Origin of the sequence: Lentzea sp. NPDC006480, assembly GCF_040611995.1 — a bacterium.
GTDB lineage: Bacteria > Actinomycetota > Actinomycetes > Mycobacteriales > Pseudonocardiaceae > Lentzea.
Genome location: NZ_JBEXPJ010000193.1, coordinates 1 through 15,968 on the forward strand (window position 1 = coordinate 1; position 15,968 = coordinate 15,968).

At 71.3% G+C, this 15,968-nt stretch carries 16 protein-coding genes; 8 read left to right on the plus strand and 8 right to left on the minus strand.

Features of this window, described 5'->3' with window-relative positions:
- Window positions 1-97: 97 nt before the first annotated feature.
- Complete coding sequence (locus ABZX92_RS40390) at window positions 98-3,382, plus strand: CHAT domain-containing protein (RefSeq protein WP_355570762.1); 3,285 nt, start codon at window positions 98-100, stop codon at window positions 3,380-3,382.
- A 19-nt stretch (window positions 3,383-3,401) separates the two neighbouring features.
- On the opposite strand, the gene ABZX92_RS40395 is transcribed toward ABZX92_RS40390, so the two are convergent.
- The gene (locus tag ABZX92_RS40395; protein ID WP_355570763.1) at window positions 3,402-4,016 is read right to left on the minus strand and encodes a TetR/AcrR family transcriptional regulator; all 615 of its coding nucleotides are present in this window, start codon (window positions 4,014-4,016) and stop codon (window positions 3,402-3,404) included.
- A 140-nt stretch (window positions 4,017-4,156) separates the two neighbouring features.
- Between ABZX92_RS40395 and ABZX92_RS40400 the strand changes: the two genes are divergently transcribed.
- From ABZX92_RS40400 to ABZX92_RS40410, 3 genes are read left to right on the plus strand one after another with little or no spacing between them, the layout of a single operon-like run.
- Window positions 4,157-5,380: a cytochrome P450 gene (locus ABZX92_RS40400; RefSeq protein ID WP_355570764.1), complete on the plus strand. Its 1,224-nt coding sequence runs from the start codon at window positions 4,157-4,159 to the stop codon at window positions 5,378-5,380.
- Window positions 5,377-5,571 carry a ferredoxin gene (locus ABZX92_RS40405; protein WP_355570765.1) on the plus strand — a complete coding sequence of 65 codons (195 nt, stop codon included), beginning with the start codon at window positions 5,377-5,379 and terminating at the stop codon, window positions 5,569-5,571. Before ABZX92_RS40400 ends, ABZX92_RS40405 begins: the two co-directional genes overlap by 4 nt.
- Complete coding sequence (locus tag ABZX92_RS40410; RefSeq protein WP_355570766.1) at window positions 5,571-6,740, plus strand: FAD-dependent oxidoreductase; 1,170 nt, start codon at window positions 5,571-5,573, stop codon at window positions 6,738-6,740. The genes ABZX92_RS40405 and ABZX92_RS40410 overlap by 1 nt, the downstream gene beginning before the upstream one ends.
- Window positions 6,741-6,747: 7 nt before the next feature.
- Here ABZX92_RS40410 and ABZX92_RS40415 read toward each other — a convergent pair whose 3' ends face one another.
- Window positions 6,748-7,893 (minus strand): glycosyltransferase family 2 protein, encoded by a 1,146-nt coding sequence (locus ABZX92_RS40415; RefSeq protein WP_355570767.1) that lies wholly within the window; start codon window positions 7,891-7,893, stop codon window positions 6,748-6,750.
- A 139-nt stretch (window positions 7,894-8,032) separates the two neighbouring features.
- Between ABZX92_RS40415 and ABZX92_RS40420 the strand changes: the two genes are divergently transcribed.
- Window positions 8,033-8,218 carry a hypothetical protein gene (locus ABZX92_RS40420; protein WP_355570768.1) on the plus strand — a complete coding sequence of 62 codons (186 nt, stop codon included), beginning with the start codon at window positions 8,033-8,035 and terminating at the stop codon, window positions 8,216-8,218.
- Between the two features lie 7 nt (window positions 8,219-8,225).
- Here the strand turns inward: ABZX92_RS40420 and ABZX92_RS40425 are convergent, their stop codons facing one another.
- Genes ABZX92_RS40425 through ABZX92_RS40445 form a run of 5 tightly spaced genes read right to left on the minus strand, consistent with a single transcriptional unit; the run spans window position 8,226 to window position 12,744 of the window.
- Window positions 8,226-9,005 (minus strand): NYN domain-containing protein, encoded by a 780-nt coding sequence (locus ABZX92_RS40425; RefSeq protein WP_355570769.1) that lies wholly within the window; start codon window positions 9,003-9,005, stop codon window positions 8,226-8,228.
- Window positions 9,006-9,042: 37 nt separating this feature from the next.
- Entirely contained in the window at window positions 9,043-9,483 is a 441-nt protein-coding gene (locus ABZX92_RS40430; RefSeq protein WP_355570770.1) for a hypothetical protein, read from the minus strand.
- A gap of 9 nt (window positions 9,484-9,492) precedes the next feature.
- Complete coding sequence (locus ABZX92_RS40435; protein WP_355570771.1) at window positions 9,493-10,116, minus strand: TetR family transcriptional regulator; 624 nt, start codon at window positions 10,114-10,116, stop codon at window positions 9,493-9,495.
- Entirely contained in the window at window positions 10,109-11,623 is a 1,515-nt protein-coding gene (locus ABZX92_RS40440) for a hypothetical protein (protein ID WP_355570772.1), read from the minus strand. The genes ABZX92_RS40435 and ABZX92_RS40440 overlap by 8 nt, the downstream gene beginning before the upstream one ends.
- Entirely contained in the window at window positions 11,623-12,744 is a 1,122-nt protein-coding gene (locus tag ABZX92_RS40445) for an FAD-dependent monooxygenase (RefSeq protein ID WP_355570773.1), read from the minus strand. The genes ABZX92_RS40440 and ABZX92_RS40445 overlap by 1 nt, the downstream gene beginning before the upstream one ends.
- A 118-nt stretch (window positions 12,745-12,862) precedes the next feature.
- On the opposite strand from ABZX92_RS40445, the gene ABZX92_RS40450 reads away from it, so the two are divergent.
- Together ABZX92_RS40450 and ABZX92_RS40455 are read left to right on the plus strand one after the other, a co-directional pair.
- Window positions 12,863-14,398, plus strand: a complete 1,536-nt coding sequence (locus ABZX92_RS40450; RefSeq protein WP_355570774.1) for an HD domain-containing phosphohydrolase — start codon at window positions 12,863-12,865, stop codon at window positions 14,396-14,398.
- Window positions 14,399-14,467: 69 nt separating this feature from the next.
- Entirely contained in the window at window positions 14,468-14,833 is a 366-nt protein-coding gene (locus tag ABZX92_RS40455) for a DsrE family protein (RefSeq protein WP_355570775.1), read from the plus strand.
- Between the two features lie 3 nt (window positions 14,834-14,836).
- On the opposite strand, the gene ABZX92_RS40460 is transcribed toward ABZX92_RS40455, so the two are convergent.
- On the minus strand, window positions 14,837-15,100 hold the full coding sequence (locus ABZX92_RS40460) for a UBP-type zinc finger domain-containing protein (RefSeq protein WP_355570776.1): 264 nt from the start codon (window positions 15,098-15,100) through the stop codon (window positions 14,837-14,839).
- Window positions 15,101-15,156: 56 nt separating this feature from the next.
- Between ABZX92_RS40460 and ABZX92_RS40465 the strand changes: the two genes are divergently transcribed.
- A partial coding sequence (locus tag ABZX92_RS40465) for a response regulator (protein WP_355570777.1) occupies window positions 15,157-15,968 on the plus strand: 812 nt, incomplete at its 3' end.

A 15,968-nucleotide genomic window follows, 5' to 3' on the forward strand; every position in this document is an offset into this window, starting at 1 on the left:
GAAGTTCGCCTCGAAGGGCTGGTCGTTCGCGTCGACCTTGTCACCCGTGGCGAGCGCGTCGACGAGCTTGCCGGACGCCGCGGCACCCTCCATCGTGATGCTGGGGTACGCCGCGGTGAACGAGGCGTACGAGGAGTTCCTCGACTACCAGGACAGCGACTCGCTGACGTTCCTCGCGAACGCGTACACGACGTTGATGGACGCGGTCGGCGACGAGCGGATGAAGGCCGCGATGACCGCCGACCACGCCAAGTTCCTGCTGATGCTCGACGAACTCGACGGCACGACCACCTACCGCGACGTCGCGGTCAACGGGATGAACTGGGTTCTCCAGCACACCCCGCGGGACGATCCGCAACGCGCCCGCAGGCACCTCGACCGGGCCCGCACCCTGATCAACGCGGGACGGCGGCCGGGTGAGGTGCTCGCCGACTACCGCGAGGCCGCCCGGCTGGCGTTGCGCGAACGCCCGGTGTGGCGCGACATCCTGCTCGAGCTCGCCCAGTACCAGTACGACCTCTACGCGAACGGCGGGCCGGCCATCCACCTGTGCGGCGCGCTGGCCACCTGCCGCGATCTCGCCGACGCGCTGGAACGGGACTTCGGCAACGTCAACACGCTGCCCGTGCTCGCCCAGGTCGAGCAGGAGGTCGGCCACCAGGTCGGCGCGCCGGTGGCGCGGTTTCTCCTGACGTGCCACCGCGATCCCCAGGTTCTGCGGGCCCAGCACGACCTCGTCGCGGACCTGAAGCTGCGGCAGGTCACCGACGAGGTGCTCGTCGGGAGGCGTGACCAGGCGTGGATCCTCGCGGTCGGGCTGCCGCTCGACCACGAGGGCAGAGCCGAGGCCCTGCTCGACCTGTACCACGCGAACATGGACCTGTGGGAGATCGCAGGTGACACCGACGCCGCGACGTTCGCCTACGACGCGGCCATCGAGGCGCTGGTCACGACGTCACCGGACGAGCTGGGCCGGGCCAGGCTGCTGAAGGCCTTCTCCCACTCCGCCACCGTCGCCGCGGCCCGCACCGGTTCCGCCTACGAGGCCCGGCTGGGTGTCGACGCGGCCCGCACCGCGCTCGAGCTGCCGGTGACCGACGCCTACGAACGTCCGTTGCGGCTCACGTCGCTGGCGTCCGCCCTGATCACGCAGTTCGATCTCGGCGGTAACCCCGCTGCCGGTCAAGAAGCGATCACCATCCTGGACGAGGCCATCGCGGCGACCCCGGCCGACGACACGAACCTGCCGTTGCGCTGGACGACGCTGTCGACGACGGTTCAGAAAGTCGCGGCGAAGACCGGGGATCACGCCATGTTCGCCAAGGCCGTCAACGCGGGCGCGCGGGCCGTGGCGACGATTGCGGCGGACGACGTGCGCCGGATCGGGATGCTCTACAACTACGCCACCGCCGTACAGGTCCAGGCGGTCGGCACCCAAGCGACGGACGCGGAACCGTTCCGTGAAGCCGAACGCGCCTTTCGCGCCGCACTCGCGCTCGTGGGGCCGCAACACCCCGATGTCCCCCGCATCGAGAGCACGATCGCCGACCTGCTCTACTACCGCTACCAGCAGTGCGGCGACCTGGACGCGCTCGACGACTCGCTTGAGCTGGCCCAGAAAGCCGTGGCCGAGACGCCGCAGGATCACCACTGGTGGCCGCTCCGGGCGTTCGCACTCGCGCGTTCGGCCCGTGAGCTGGCCAAGTTCGGCGGGCCGCGTGCCGACGAGCTGCGGCAACTCGCGATCACGTACTACCGGGCGGTCGGCGCGCACCCCGCGAGCGGAGAGTTCCGCATGCAGTCCGAACACGCACAGGCCGCCATGCTCGCCGAGGCGGACCCGGCGACCTGGCTGGCCGCCCAGGAACGCGTGATCGCCGCCATCCCCGCGTCGGTCAGCCGGGCATTGCCGCGCGACCGCAGGATGGCGGCCGTGCGGCAGCTCGACGGCCTCGCCGACCGGGTGGTGGACGCGGGCGTGCGGTCGGGTCAGCTCGGTCGCGCGGTGGAGCTGGTCGACCAGTGCCGCGGTGTGCTGTTCGGTGACGCCTGGGGCATCCGCCGCGGCTGGGCCCGGTTGCGCGAGGTGGCGCCGCGGTACGCCGAGAAGCTCGCCGATGTCGAGCAGAAGCTGGGCTCCGCGGACTCGCACGTCGACATCGCCGAGTTCCACGTCGAGGTGAGCTTCCGCGACCAGACCTCCAGCCGCAGGTGGGATCCACGTCCGCAGGCCGTCGAGGAGATCCGGCAGCTCGCGGCCCAACGGGACCAGTTGCTGAGCCAGATCCGGTCCCTGCCCGGATTCGAGGACCTGCTCGCGCCTTCGACGCTCGAAGAGTTGCGCACGCGGCTGAACGGGCACACCGCGCTCGTCGTCAGCGCGGCGGGCCCGGCGCTCGTGATCCCCGCCGACCAGCGGGACCCCGTGTTCGCCGTGCCGTTGCGGATGACCGAGACCGCCGCGCGTGGCCAGGTGCGCAAGCTCCGCGCGGCGCTGGCCGACGTGAAGGACCCGGCGTGCTCGTTCGACCGGCGTGAACAGGCCCAGCTGGACGTGCACGCCGTGCTGGAGTGGCTGTGGGACACCACGGCGGGTCCGGTGCTGGAACGGGTCGCGGCGGCACGGCTGTGGTGGTGCCCGGTCGGCATCGCCGCGCAGCTGCCGTTGCACGCGGCGGGCCATCATCGTGCCGGTGTCAGCGTGTTCGACCGCGTCGTCTCGTCCTACACGCCCTCGCTGACCGCGTTGGCGGACACGGTGTCCACGCCCTGGCCCGGCCGCTCACGTCCCACCGCGCTGGTGGTCGGCGTCGGCGATGGTGTGCCCGCGCTCCCGAACGCGCGCGCCGAGGCCGAGTTGGTGGCCGGGTTGCTGCCCGGCTCGACGGTCCTGCTGGACTCCGCCGCGTCCGCCCAGGCCATCAAGGACGGTCTGCACGAGCACACGATCGCCCACTTCGCCTGCCACGGCCGGGCGGTCAGCTCCGCCAAGCACCCCGGCCAGGGCGGCTTGGTGCTGTCCGAGGGCAACGGCATGTTCGTGCCGATATTCGTGCGCGACCTGCGGATCACTCAGGCACAACTGGCCTTCCTGTCCGCGTGCGACACCGCCGGCCCCGATCCCGCGTTGGTCGACGAACCGCTGAACCTCGCGTCGGCATTCCATCTCGCGGGCTTCCGCAGCGTCATCGGCACGTTGTGGCACACCGCCGACAGCGCCGAGACCGCCTCCGCCGTCTACTCGACACTGACCGCGGCCGGCACCCGGCCGGCCGACACGAGCGCGGCGGCGTTCGCGCTCAACGAGACGTTGCGGCGCATGCGAGACGCCTATCCGGCCGTGCCGACCCGGTGGGCGGCCCACGTGCACGTCGGTGGCTAGCGCTGTCGCGCGGTGAGAGCTACTGCCGTGCTGCCCCACCGGCGGGCGTGGGGACCGGGATCGCCTTGGTGCGCAAAAGCTTCAGCGTCTCGCGGGTGATGTCCGCGACCTCGACGTCGTTGCCGTTCGCGGCCCACGTGTGCACGATGACCTCGACCGCGTTCATGGTGCTCGCCGCGGTCAGGGTGGCGAACATGGCGTCTCCCGCCTCACCCGACCTGCGCAGGATCTCCTGGGCCAGCCGGCGGCGCCAGGACCAGTCCAGGTCGGCGAGACCGGCACGCAGGCTCGTGGTGCGGTCGAAGATCTCGTACAGGGCGAGCAGGCGCGCCGGGTTCGACGTGATCGTCTGTTCCACGCTGGCCATGACCGCGTAGAGCGCTTCGGGCAACGGCGTGTCGTCCGGCTGTGCCTCGAACGCCGTCATCGCCGCGTTCAGGCCGTTCTCCACGAAGCTGATGACCAGCGCTTCTTTGGTGGCGTAGTAGCGGTACACCGTGCGCGGGCCGACCTCGGCCGCGGCGGCGATCTGCTCGATCGTGGTGGCGTCGTAGCCCTGCGCCACGAACAGGTCGAACGCCGTCTCGGCGATGAACCGCCTGGTGCGTTCCATCTTCGTCTCGCGCAAGCCCATGGCGCCACACCTCCCCTGCCGGACCCCGAACCGTAGCACTGCCACATGGCAGTGGCTGCCAGGTGGCACCCGTTGCGGCACGCAATGCCATCTGGCAGTCTCAGTCATGTGACAGTTACTGCCATAAATTGGAGCGGACGATGACCGAGACCGTGTCCGAGCTGGCCGCCTTCCCCACCGCTCGGGACGCCCGCTGCCCGTTCGACCCGCCCGCCGAGTACGCCGAGCTGCGCGCGCAGGAGGGCACGGCGGCGCTGACCTGTCCCGTCGGCGTCGAGGCCCGCGTGGTCAGCCGGTACGCCGACGTGCGCGCGATGCTGGCCGATCCCAACCTCAGCTCCCACGCCGCTCCGTCCACGCACGTGGTGGCGGGCGGCGTGCTCGACCGGCCGGTGGCGCCCGGCAGCCTGCTGAACATGGACGGGCCCGGCCACGCCCGGCTGCGGCGCCTGCTCACGCCGGAGTTCACCGTCAAGCGGATCCAGGCGATGCGGCCCTACATCCAGGGCCTGGTCGACGACCACCTCGACGCGTTGCTGGCGCGGACCGGACCCGTCGACCTGGTCGCGGACTTCGCGCTGCCGATCCCGTCGCTGGTCATCTGCGAGCTGCTGGGCGTCGACTACGCCGACCGCGACCGGTTCCAGGAGCAGACCGCCGTGCTCGTCGGCACGAACAGCGACCCCGCGGCGCTGGAGCAGGCCAACCTCGAGGTGGTCGGGTTCATGACCCAGCTCGTGCTGACCAAGATGGTGGCGCCGACCGACGACCTGCTGGGCAGGTTGATCGTGCGGGCCGGGGAGAGCGGCCAGGAACTGTCCGTCGAGGAGCTGGTGACCCTCGGCATCACGCTGCTGATCGCCGGGCACGAGACCACCGCGAACATGATCGGGCTCAGCACGCTCGCCCTGCTGCGGCAGCCCGACCAGCTCGACGCGCTGCGGGCGGACCCGGAGCTCGCGGGCACCGCCGTCGACGAGATGCTCCGCTACCTGTCGATCGTGCAGTTCGGCGTGCTGCGGCAGGCGACCGGCGACCTGACGATCGGCGACGAGACGATCGAGGCCGGCGAGTGGCTCGTGGCCGCGTTGTCGGCAGGCAACCGCGACGAGTCGGTGTTCCCCGACCCCGATCGCATCGACCTGAAGCGCGAGGCGACCGCGCACCTGACGTTCGGCTACGGCGTCCACCAGTGCCTCGGCCAGCAGCTGGCCAGGGTCGAGCTGCAGGAGGTGTTCGCCCGGCTGCACCAGCGGATCCCGACGCTGCGGCTCGCGGTTCCGTTCGAGGACATCGAGTTCAAGAACGACGCGCTGGTCTACGGCGTGCGCGCGCTGCCGGTCACGTGGGGAGACGAACGATGAAGGTCCGCATCGACGTGGACGCCTGCGTGGGCGCGGGCCAGTGCGTGCTCGCGGCGCCGGACGTGTTCGACCAGCGCGACGACGACGGCATGGTGGTCCTGCTGGTGGAGAACCCGCCCGCACACCTGGAGGCGGCCACCGAGCACGCCGCACTGCTGTGCCCGGCGCTCGCGATCGTGGTGGACAGGTAGTGGAGAACCTCGAACGGGTGGTCGTCGTCGGTGCCTCCGCGGCCGGCGTGACCACCGCCGAGACGCTGCGCCGGGAGGGCTTCACCGGCTCGATCACCCTGGTCGGCGACGAGAAAGCGCTCCCCTACGACCGGCCGCCACTGTCCAAACAGGTCCTCGCGGGAGCCTGGGAGCCGGAGAGGACGTTGCTGCGTCCCGATTCCGCGTACCTCGACCAGGGCATCGGGCTGACGCTGGGCAGTGCCGCGACCGCACTGGACCTCGCCCGTCGCACGGTCGCGCTGTCGAACGGCGAGGAGATCGGTTACGACGGCCTGGTGATCGCCACCGGGACGAGGCCGCGCGAGCTGCCGTTCGGCCACGACCTCGCCGGTGTGCACGTGCTGCGGACCGTCGACGACGCCTTGGCGTTGCGCGGTGATCTGCTGCGGTCGGCCTCAACAGTCGTTGTGGGCGCGGGATTCCTCGGCACGGAGGCGGCTGCGGCGGCACGGTTGCTCGGGCTGGACGTCACCCTGGTCGACCCGCTGCCCCTGCCGTTGGTCCGCCAGTTCGGTGACCGGGTCGCATCCACGATCGCCTCACTCCACGAAGAAAGAGGAGTGCAGCTGCGCACCGGGGTCAGCGTGGCCGCATTGCACGGCGAGGGCGCGGTGTCGGGAGTCGAGCTGACCGACGGGACACTGCTGCCCGCGGACGTCGTGCTGGTGGCGATCGGCGCGATGCCCGCCACCGGCTGGCTCACCGGATCCGGGGTGCCGGTGGACGACGGCGTGGTGTGCGACGCCACCTGCCAGGCGGCCGATGGCGTGTACGCGGCAGGTGACGTGGCCCGCTGGTTCAACCCGCACTTCGGCGGCCTGATGCGGGTCGAACACCGGATGAACGCCACCGAGCAGGGCATGGCGGTCGCCCGCAACCTGCTCGGTGCGCGAATCCCGTTCGCTCCGGTGCCGTACTTCTGGACCGACCAGTTCGACGCGAAGATCCAGGCGTACGGCGTGTTCCCGGCCGAGGCGGAGATGGTGGTCGTCCACGGCGAGCTCGCCGAACGGAAGTTCGTGGCGCACTACCTCGCGCACGGCCGCGTCGTCGGTGTGCTCGGCTGGAACATGGCCAGGCAGCTGCGGCAAGACCGGCAGCTGATCTCCCCGGCGACGGCTGGCTGACCGGCGCTCAGACCACGGTGCGCCAGCGGTCCGGGATCTCCTCGGTCTGGATCGCGCCACCACCGCAGCTGTCGCCGTAGAACCACTCGCGGAAGCCGTCCGGGTCGGTGATCCGGTTCTGGTAGCCCCGGCCCAGCGCGCGGTCCTTCTCCGCACGGGGGAACGCCGCGCGGTTCTTGTGGCGGTCCAGGCAGATCCCGTAGTCCATGCGGTGCAGGTGCAGCAGGAAGAGCAGGGGGTCGGGGTTCCTGCGGTGGTCCAGCCGCTGGTGGAAACCCAGGTCCCACAGGGACGGAGCCCGCGCGATCAGCGACTTCGAGTAGATCTCGTTGCGGTACCAGTGCCCGCGTTGCGCCAGCACTGGCTGCTCGGGGTCGAACGCCGGTTCGCTGTCGGTGAGGTGCAGGAGCTCGTACCCCTGGCAGGTCACGAAGTCCTGGTCGAAGTTGTCGAGGTAGTCGCCCAGGTCCCCGGTGTGGGGCTCCGGCGCGATGATCTCGTCGGCGTCCGCGAACAGCACCACGTCGTAGCGGTCGAGCAGCTCGTGCTGATGGCGCTGGATGGTGTCCCGCTGCCATTCCGCGCCGAACACGGGCTGGTCGACCGGGATCCGGGTGAACCCGTACTCGTCGGCGAACCGGCCGGCACCGCCGTGGTCGAGCACGTGGATGTCCTGCGGCGCGAAGAACCGGCTGTAGTAGCGCAACCAGATCGGCAGGAAGACCTCTTCGTCGCGCACCAGCGTGAACACCGCGCGCGTCGGGCGTTCGGCGTTGCCCGCCGTGATCTTCCAGCGCTGCCGCGGGTCGTGGTAGTACGACGAGTCGTCGACGGCGCTGCTCAACGCCCGGCCGCTCGCGGCCGAGACGATCGCGAACTCCTGATCGGCCACCGGGATCACCCGCCACCGGCCGGTCACTGCGCCGGCGGCCAGCGTCAGGTCCTCGGTCAGGCTCACGCGCGTGTCGACGTTCGTCAGTTCCCACAGGTGCCCGGCACCGGCGACCCGGCTGAACCGCCACTGCTGGGAGGCGTCGTTCGCGGAGCGCCGGAAGGTGTCGGCCAGGGTGCCGCCAGGGCCGGCCTCCAGGACCTGACCCGTGCCGGCGTTCACCAGCTTGACCGGCCGGTCGTCCGGCACCAACGTCCTCATCGACTCTCCTTGTGGATCAAGAGACACCGCATGGTACCGGGCGTGACAGCCACGACGTCGATCTCGCCGGCTGTCACACCACGCGGCCCTGCCCGGTCTTCACTGACGACCGATGCTCCGGCGGACAGAGAGGCCTGACATGACCGGCGACGAACGCGATCTGGCACGCGAGGTGCGGGACGAGCTGCGGCTGGCCGAGGCGAGCAGTCCAGAGGTGGAGATGAGCGAGCCGATCACGGACTGGCGGTTCGACCCGACGGACGTCGAGCGTTACGAGGCCGGGCTGCACAGCCTGCTCGCAGCGGTGGAAGCCGAGCGCGACTGAGATCCGGCTACGGCTTCTTGTCGGGGCGGCGTCGCTTGTCGCGGGCGTAGATGATCGCCTGCTTGTTGTCTCCCGACCGGCGGTGGTCGAGCTCGAACAGGGTGGTCGCGGTCAGCAGTTCGCTGAGCTTGGCGTAGCCGTAGCTGCGGGAGTCGAAGTCCGAGCGCTGCTTGATGAGGATGTGCCCGACCGCCGCCAGCGTCGCCCACCCCTCGTCGTCGGAGGCCGCGTCGATGGCGTTGCGCAGCTGTTTGACCAACGTGGTGTCGGCTTTGAGCTGAGAGGAGGTGGCGGCGGCCGGTTTCGGCTTGACCGCGGCGCCCTCCAGCGCGGCCGGTTCCTCGGCGTAGGTGAGGTTCTCGATGTAGATGAACTTGTCGCACGCCGCGACGAACGGCTGGGGCGTCTTGCGTTCACCGAACCCGTAGACCGTCAGGCCGGACTCGCGCAGCCGCGCCGCGAGCCGGGTGAAGTCGCTGTCGCTCGAGACGATGCAGAACCCGTCGAAGCGGTCCGAGTACAGCAGGTCCATCGCGTCGATCACCATCGCCGCGTCGGTGGCGTTCTTGCCTTTGGTGTACGCGAACTGCTGGATGGGCTGGATCGACTGGGCGAGCAGCTGGTCCTTCCACCCGCGCAGGCTCGTCCCGGTCCAGTCCCCGTAGGCGCGCTTGACGTGGGCGGTGCCGTACTTGGCGACCTCGGCCAGCAGCCCCTCGACGACGGACGCCTGGGCGTTGTCCGCGTCGATGAGCACCGCGAGCCTGGCGGCGTTGTCACTGGCCATGACTAGAAGGCACCCTTCCACCGGGCATGAGGATCGACTAACGGCGGCCGGTGGCCAGGATGACGAGGAACTGGCCGCCGCCCGCCTCGACGCCCGCGGTCACCGGCAGTGCCGGGGTGAGCCGGGAGAACCGGTCCACCAGCCAGTCCGCCGCCTCCTGGGCGTCCTGCCTGGTCGGGCACCGGGCCACGAGCTCGCGGCCGCCCTTGCGCTCCAGCCGGTCGGCGACGGTGATCAGCGGCGCGGGTTCGGCCACGTGCAGGCGGTCCGGCCAGGCGATGACGACCTTCACCGCGCCCTTGCGGGTGTTGCACCCGCGGTGCGCGAGCCGCTCGGCGACCTTGGCCTTCCGGTCGGCGGTCCGGCTGTCGACGCTGGGCCCGCGCGGGTCGTTCACCGACATGCCGGGGTCGACCGGCGCGTCGCACACCCAGCAGCGCCAGCCGTCGCGCTCGGCCACGTCATCAAGAGAACTCACCCTGGCAACCTATCGGGTCCTGCGGAGCTTGCCGCGCAACGCCCTGCGCGCCACCGGCCCCAGTTCGTCGACCACCTCCACCAGGACGGCGAGGCGGTCGAGCGCGTCCAGTGCGGCCGAGGCCCCCACCGGGTCGATGCCCTCGAACAGTTCCAGACCGACGAACCCCGCGCACACCGCGCGTGCCAGCCCCGCGACGTCGACGAGATCCGCGATCGGCGAGCTGCTCAGGAGACGTGCCAGCACCTGTTCGATCGGCTCGATCCACAGGTGCAGCGCGGCGGAGGTGGCCCTGGCGAGCCGGGGATCCGCCTGTGCCGCGGCCAGCATCTGGGCCATCACCCGGACGTTGCCCGCCTCGCGTTCCTCGGTGTGCAGGGTGCGGCCCAGGTCGAGGAGCTCGCGCAGGCTCGTGATGTCGTCCAGCCGGCGCAGGAACGGCCGGACCCTCTCCTCGGTCGCGGCCAGGCAGGCGGCTTCGAGCAGCTCGTGGACGCTGCCGAAGTGGTAGAAGACGAGTGCCTGGTTCACGCCCGCGGTGGCGGCGATGGTGCGCGCCGACGTGCCCGTGATGCCGTGCTGCCGGATCGTCTCGATGGCGCCGTCGACGAGTCGCCGGCGGGTGTCAGCCATCCCGGCCTCCGCACAGGTAGGGGCGCGCGAGGATCAGCGCCGTGAGAGTGATCGCGATGCCGGCGAACACCGGTGCGAGGTGCCCGAGGTCGCTGTAGTGGATCACACCGTGCACGACGACCGCGGGCAGGAAGCCGAAAACCGCGGCCAGCGCCAGCGACCACCACACCCACGCCTCGCCGCGACGCCAGCCCCACGCGCTCAGCAGGGTGATCGCCGTGGCCGCGGCCATCAGGGCGCCGCCGAAGCCCGCGCGGTCGTGCGCGATGAACGGGAGCAGCCTGGGGTTGGCGTTGCTCAGGATGTTCGCGGTGGTGCCGAGGAACTCCAGGTCGCTCGGCACGAACACGTCGGTGAGGCCGACCACCGACACGACCGCGCCACCGATGAACAATCCGGCTCCGGTGCACACCATCAGGAGCTGACCGAGAAGAGCCTTGCGCCGCTCGTGTTCCGGCCCTTCCTCCCGATATGTCCACTGTGGACTGTCGGAGGTCTTTCCCACGGCCAGCAGGAACATCGGGAACAACACCGCGGTCACGGCCGTGTGCAGCGGTTCCAGGAAGCCGATGCCGAGGAAGTAGAGCAACGAGGCGAACCCGATCCAGCCCGAGACGAGGTAGACCTCCCGAGCCCACGGACGGCCGCGCCTGATGCCGCCCACGGCCAGGCCGGCGTAGAGCACGCCGATGGCGATCATCGTGCCGGCCATGGTGATCCGGTCGTGTTGCAGGAAGTGCACCAGGTGGTGGTTGAGGGTGTGCAGGTGGCCGAGATCCGTGCCGAGGAAGTCGCGGTCGTACCAGAGCAGGACCGGGCCGAGCGTGATGGCGGCGGCGCCGAACCCCGCGCTGATCATGCCGAGCCCGACCAGCAGGCCCCACCACCAGGCCGGCCACTTCAGCGGGTTCGAGCCGATGGACCTCGTCGGCGCGGTCGTCGGGGTCGCGGCTTCCGTGACGCGCGCGAACCAGCCGGGACCTGCTTCGACCAGGGCCGAGGGGGCGGCGAGGACGGTGACGGCGGGGTCCGCCAGTGCAACGGCTGCGGGCGCGATCCGCGGCGAGGTCACGTAGACGGCGGCTGAGGGCGAGCTGATCGCGTCGACGTCCCCTGCCAGCGCGGTCGCCACGCACGGGTCGTCGGTGGCGACGATCAGCGGGACGCGCCTGTGTGCGGCGGCGTCGCGGATCGTGGGAACGTCGGCGAGGCTGACCGGAGCCACGCAGATCAGACCGGCACCGATGAGCGGCAACGCGCGCACGGCGTCTCGTGCGACGGATGGCGGCACCACCGCGCCCAGCCTGGTGCGCACGGAGACGCCCGCGACGAAACCGGCCAGGTGCGCCGGCGGGTGCTGGTGGCCGAGCATCCTGGCGATGAGCCAGCCGCCGCCGGGCAACGAGCCGACCGCGGCGGTGGCACGCAGAGCGGCGCGCTGGGACTGGCGGGTGCCGAGCAGGGACGCGGCGAGGCCGCGCAACGGGTGGTAGGTCCAGTCGGGCATCAGCCCACCGTCCAGCCCAGCACCGGCTCCATCGCCCGCAACGTCGCTCGGGCGGGAGTCAGTCGCGCACCCAGGTCACGGGCCAGCACGGCAGGCGGCCAGGTCCACTGGGCGACCGCGTCCAGCCGCGCGGACCTGCGCACGATCGACTGCGTGCGCGGCCGCCGCACCCGGTCGTACCGCTCCAGCGCGGTGTCGACGTCGGGTCCATCCAGGCACGCCGCGAGCGTGACCGCGTCCTCCAGCGCCTGACACGCTCCCTGGCCCAGGATCGGGTTCATCGCGTGAGCCGCGTCGCCGAGGAGCACCACCCGGCCGCACACGTAGGTCGGCAGCGGCGGCAGGTCGTGGACGTCGCGAGCGATCACGGCGCCGTCCGGGACGGCTGCCAGCAGTGCGGGCAAGGGGTCCGGCCAGCCGGCGAAGTGGCGCGGGAAGTCGAAGGCCGCCCCGCGCGGTGCCGTGACGGCGCCGAAGACGTAGTAGCGCGAGCCGGGCAGCACGGTGAAGCCGGCCCGCTCGCCCCGGCCCCACAGCACCGCGCCCTCGACCTCCAGCCTCGGCAACGGCTTCGTGACGGCCCGCCACCCGGTGCAGCCCACATAGCGCGGTCCCGCCGCGCGAGGCCACCACTGCCGGCGCAAGATGCTGTTGAGACCGTCGGCGGCCACCACCAGATCGGCGTGCTCAGATCCGCCGCGGTGCGTGACCGAGACACCGGAGCCGTCCTGCGCGACGGCGTGCACCTCGCTGTCCGGCCGCAACGAGGAGGCCGGCAGAGCCGACACCAGGATCCGGAGCAGCTCGGCCCGGTGCACCACGACGAGCGGCCAGCCGTGGCGGCGTTCGATCGCCGCGTTGTCCGTCCGCGACAGCCAGCGCCCGGCCCGGTCGCGCACCCCGCCACCCGTCTCCACGGCACCCGCCGCGCGCACTTGCGCGGCGAGACCCAAAGAGTCCAACGCGCGCATCGCGTTCGGCCACAGCGACAGCCCCGCGCCGATCTCGCGGAACTCCGGGGCGCGTTCCAGCACCACGACCGGGATCCCGCGCTGGTGCAAAGCCACTGCCGTGGCCAGCCCGCCGATCCCCCCACCTGCGACGACGACTCGTGAAACCATGATTCCCCCTGTTTTGAGCGAGTGCTCAAAACGCAGGATAGCCCGTTTGAGCGCTCGCTCAAAACACGCAGATCGCGTCGCAGAGGCCTTCCCGGGCCGCGGCTCGTAAGCTTCGCGAGTGGAGCTTGCCGATCGGGACGCCGGAATCGACCTGGCCGAGCTGCTGGCGGCGTTCTCGCTGACCACGGACCTCGGGCTGGGCCAGCCGATGGAGCACGTGCTCCGGTCGTGGCGGATCGCGGAACGGCTCGCCGAGCGGATGGACCTGCCGGAGGACCAGCGGCGGTCGCTGTTCTACGTCTCCATGCTCGCCTGGGTCGGCTGTGTCGCCGACTCCCCGGAGGTGGCCGCCTCGTTCGGCGACGACATCGCCTTCCGCGCGGACAGCTACGACGTCGATCTGGCGGGGGCGGCGGGGTTCGGCTTCTTCCTGCGCCGGGCCGGGCGCGGCGGGCCGATGTGGCACCGGCTGCGGGTCGCGACGACGATGCTGGCGACCGGCGGGCAGCGCGTCGTGCAGGGCATGCAGTCGCACTGCACGACGACGTCGGCCCTGGCGGAACGGCTCGGGCTCGGCCAGGACGTCGGGGCGGCGCTGCGGCAGTTCTTCACCCGCTGGGACGGCCGCGGGGTGCCGGCCGGGGTGGGCGGCGCGGACATCGCGCTGATCGTCCGGCTGCTGCACCTGGCCGACGTCGTCGAGGTCCGGCACCGGACCGGTGGCGTCAGGGGCGCGCTCGAAGTCGCGCAGCAACGGCGTGGCACGCAGTTCTCACCCGACGTGGTCGACGCGTTCGTGGCGCACGCCGCCGAGGTGCTGTCCGGCGCCGAGACCGAGCCGCCGCGGCGCCGCCCGCTGACGGAGAGCGAGCTGGACACGGCGCTCGAAGCACTGGCCGACTTCACCGACCTGCGCTGCGCGTCGCGAGCCGGGCACTCCCGTGGCGTCGCGGAGCTCGCCGCGGCGGCGGCCCGATCCATCGGACTGCCCGTCGGCGACGTCATCGCCACCCGGCGGGCGGGCCTGCTGCACGACATCGGGCTGCACGGGGTGGCCACGACGATCCTGGACCAGCCGGGGCCGCTGTCGGCCACCGACTGGGAACGCGTGCGGCTCAGCTCGTACTACACCGAGCGCGTCCTCGCCCGGCCGGCGGCGCTGGCCAGGCTGGGCGCGATCGCGGCGACGGCGCACGAGCGCATGGACGGCACCGGCTACCACCGGGGCCTGTCCGGCGCGGCCGTGCCGATGACCGGACGCGTGCTGGCCGCGGCGTGCGCGTACCGGGCGATGCTCGAACCGAGGGCGCACCGCGAGGCGTTGACGGACAAGCAGGCCGTCGGCGCGATCCGGGACGCGATCCGGACCGGCGCACTCGACGGCGACGCGGCCGAGGCCGTCCTCGCCGCCGCGGGCAACGGCACCCGGCGGCGGGTCACCGGCCCGGCCGGGCTCACCCCGCGCGAGGTAGAGGTGCTGATCCTGATCTCCCGCGGCGCCCAGACCGGCGAGGTCGCCGCTCAGCTGGGCATCTCGCGCAAGACCGCGGGCACGCACATCGAGCGGATCTACACCAAGACCGGGGCGTCGTCCCGCTCGACCGCCACGCTCTTCGCACTGCGCAACGGACTGCTCGACCCGCTCGATCTGTAGGGAGAACGCCCGACGACACGGGCCCTCCCCGCTCCTAACGTCGTGATCCCGGCGAACAAGGAGCACATCATGTCGAACAAAGCAGTGATCAGCCTGGCGACCGGACTCGAGGACTCCGAGGCCGTCACGGTCGCGTTCCTCGTCGCGATCGGCGCCGCCGAGACCGGACGCGAGACGCTGATGTTCCTGACCAAGGAAGCCGTGCGCCTGGCGCTGAACGGCACCGCCGCGGGCATCGCGTGCGACGGCTGCCCACCGCTGGCCGACCTGTTCCAGCGCTACGAGGCGGCCGGCGGGCGCTACTACGTGTGTCCGCTTTGCTTCAACGCCAAGAAACTCGACGCCGGGAACCTCATCCCCGGCGCGGAGATCAACGGCACGATCCCGATGTGGAAGTGGATCGGCGACGAGCCCGCGACGACGTTCAGCTACTGAAGATCAGACGATCGTGTCGTCCACGAAGCACCAGCGCCAGTTCTCCCCCGGCTCGAACGACCGGATGACCGGGTGCCCCTCCTCGGCGAAGTGCTTCGAGGCGTGCTGGGCGGGCGACGAGTCGCAGCAGCCGACCTTGCCGCAGCTCAGGCACAAGCGCAGGTGCACCCACCTGCCACCGGCGGCCAGGCAGTCCTCACACCCCTCCAGCGTGGACGGTGCGGGCTCAGCGCCCAGTTCCGCGACGTGCTCGCAAGTAGTGGCCACGCCACGAAGGTACCTCGATCTGTGTCATCGACAAGTTCTGGTGTTTGACTGGTCGCATGACGACAGCCGACCGCGTCGCGCGGCCCTCGATTCTCACGGTGGACGACGATCCGGCCGTGTCCCGGTCGGTGGCACGCGACCTGCGCCGGATGTACGGCGAGCACTACCGGGTCGTGCGGGCGGAGTCCGGGGCGCAGGCGCTCGAGGCGCTGCACGAGATCAAGCTGCGCGGCGAGGAGGTCGCGGCGCTGCTCGCCGACTACCGGATGCCGCAGATGAGCGGGATCGAGTTCCTGGAACAGGCCATGGACGTGTTCCCACAGGCGCGCCGGGTCCTGCTCACGGCGTACGCCGACACCGACGCGGCGATCCAGGCGATCAACGTCGTGGACCTCGACCACTACCTGCTCAAGCCCTGGGATCCCCCGGAGCAGAACCTCTACCCGGTGCTCGACGAGCAGCTGCGCGCGTGGTCCGTGAGCGACCGGCAGCCACCGCAGCGGGTGCGGGTGGTCGGGCACCGCTGGTCGCCGCGGTCCTACGAGGTGCGGGACTTCCTGGCGCGCAACAGCGTTCCCTTCCGGTGGTACGCGCTCGACGAGCCGGAAGCACGCTGCCTGCTCACCGCGGCGCATCAGGACGGGACGACCCTGCCGGTCGTGGTCACGGCCGCGGGCAAGGCCCTGGTCGACCCCTCGGACGCGGACCTCGCCGCCGAGGTGGGGCTGAGCACGCGGCCGTCGGCCGACTTCTACGATCTGATCGTCGTGGGGGGCGGGCCCGCCGGGCTCGGCGCCGCGGTGTACAGAGGGTCGGAAGGCTATCGGCAGCAAAGACAACGCGGTACAGCCGATCGGCGGTTTCGGGC

Coding starts and splice junctions, on each gene's coding strand:
- ABZX92_RS40390 (WP_355570762.1), top strand. CDS start 98: ATGCTGGGGTACGCCGCGGTGAACGAGGCGTACGAGGAGTTCCTCGAC.
- ABZX92_RS40395 (WP_355570763.1), bottom strand. CDS start 4,016: ATGGGCTTGCGCGAGACGAAGATGGAACGCACCAGGCGGTTCATCGCC.
- ABZX92_RS40400 (WP_355570764.1), top strand. CDS start 4,157: ATGACCGAGACCGTGTCCGAGCTGGCCGCCTTCCCCACCGCTCGGGAC.
- ABZX92_RS40405 (WP_355570765.1), top strand. CDS start 5,377: ATGAAGGTCCGCATCGACGTGGACGCCTGCGTGGGCGCGGGCCAGTGC.
- ABZX92_RS40415 (WP_355570767.1), bottom strand. CDS start 7,893: ATGAGGACGTTGGTGCCGGACGACCGGCCGGTCAAGCTGGTGAACGCC.
- ABZX92_RS40420 (WP_355570768.1), top strand. CDS start 8,033: ATGACCGGCGACGAACGCGATCTGGCACGCGAGGTGCGGGACGAGCTG.
- ABZX92_RS40425 (WP_355570769.1), bottom strand. CDS start 9,005: ATGGCCAGTGACAACGCCGCCAGGCTCGCGGTGCTCATCGACGCGGAC.
- ABZX92_RS40435 (WP_355570771.1), bottom strand. CDS start 10,116: ATGGCTGACACCCGCCGGCGACTCGTCGACGGCGCCATCGAGACGATC.
- ABZX92_RS40440 (WP_355570772.1), bottom strand. CDS start 11,623: ATGCCCGACTGGACCTACCACCCGTTGCGCGGCCTCGCCGCGTCCCTG.
- ABZX92_RS40445 (WP_355570773.1), bottom strand. CDS start 12,744: ATGGTTTCACGAGTCGTCGTCGCAGGTGGGGGGATCGGCGGGCTGGCC.
- ABZX92_RS40455 (WP_355570775.1), top strand. CDS start 14,468: ATGTCGAACAAAGCAGTGATCAGCCTGGCGACCGGACTCGAGGACTCC.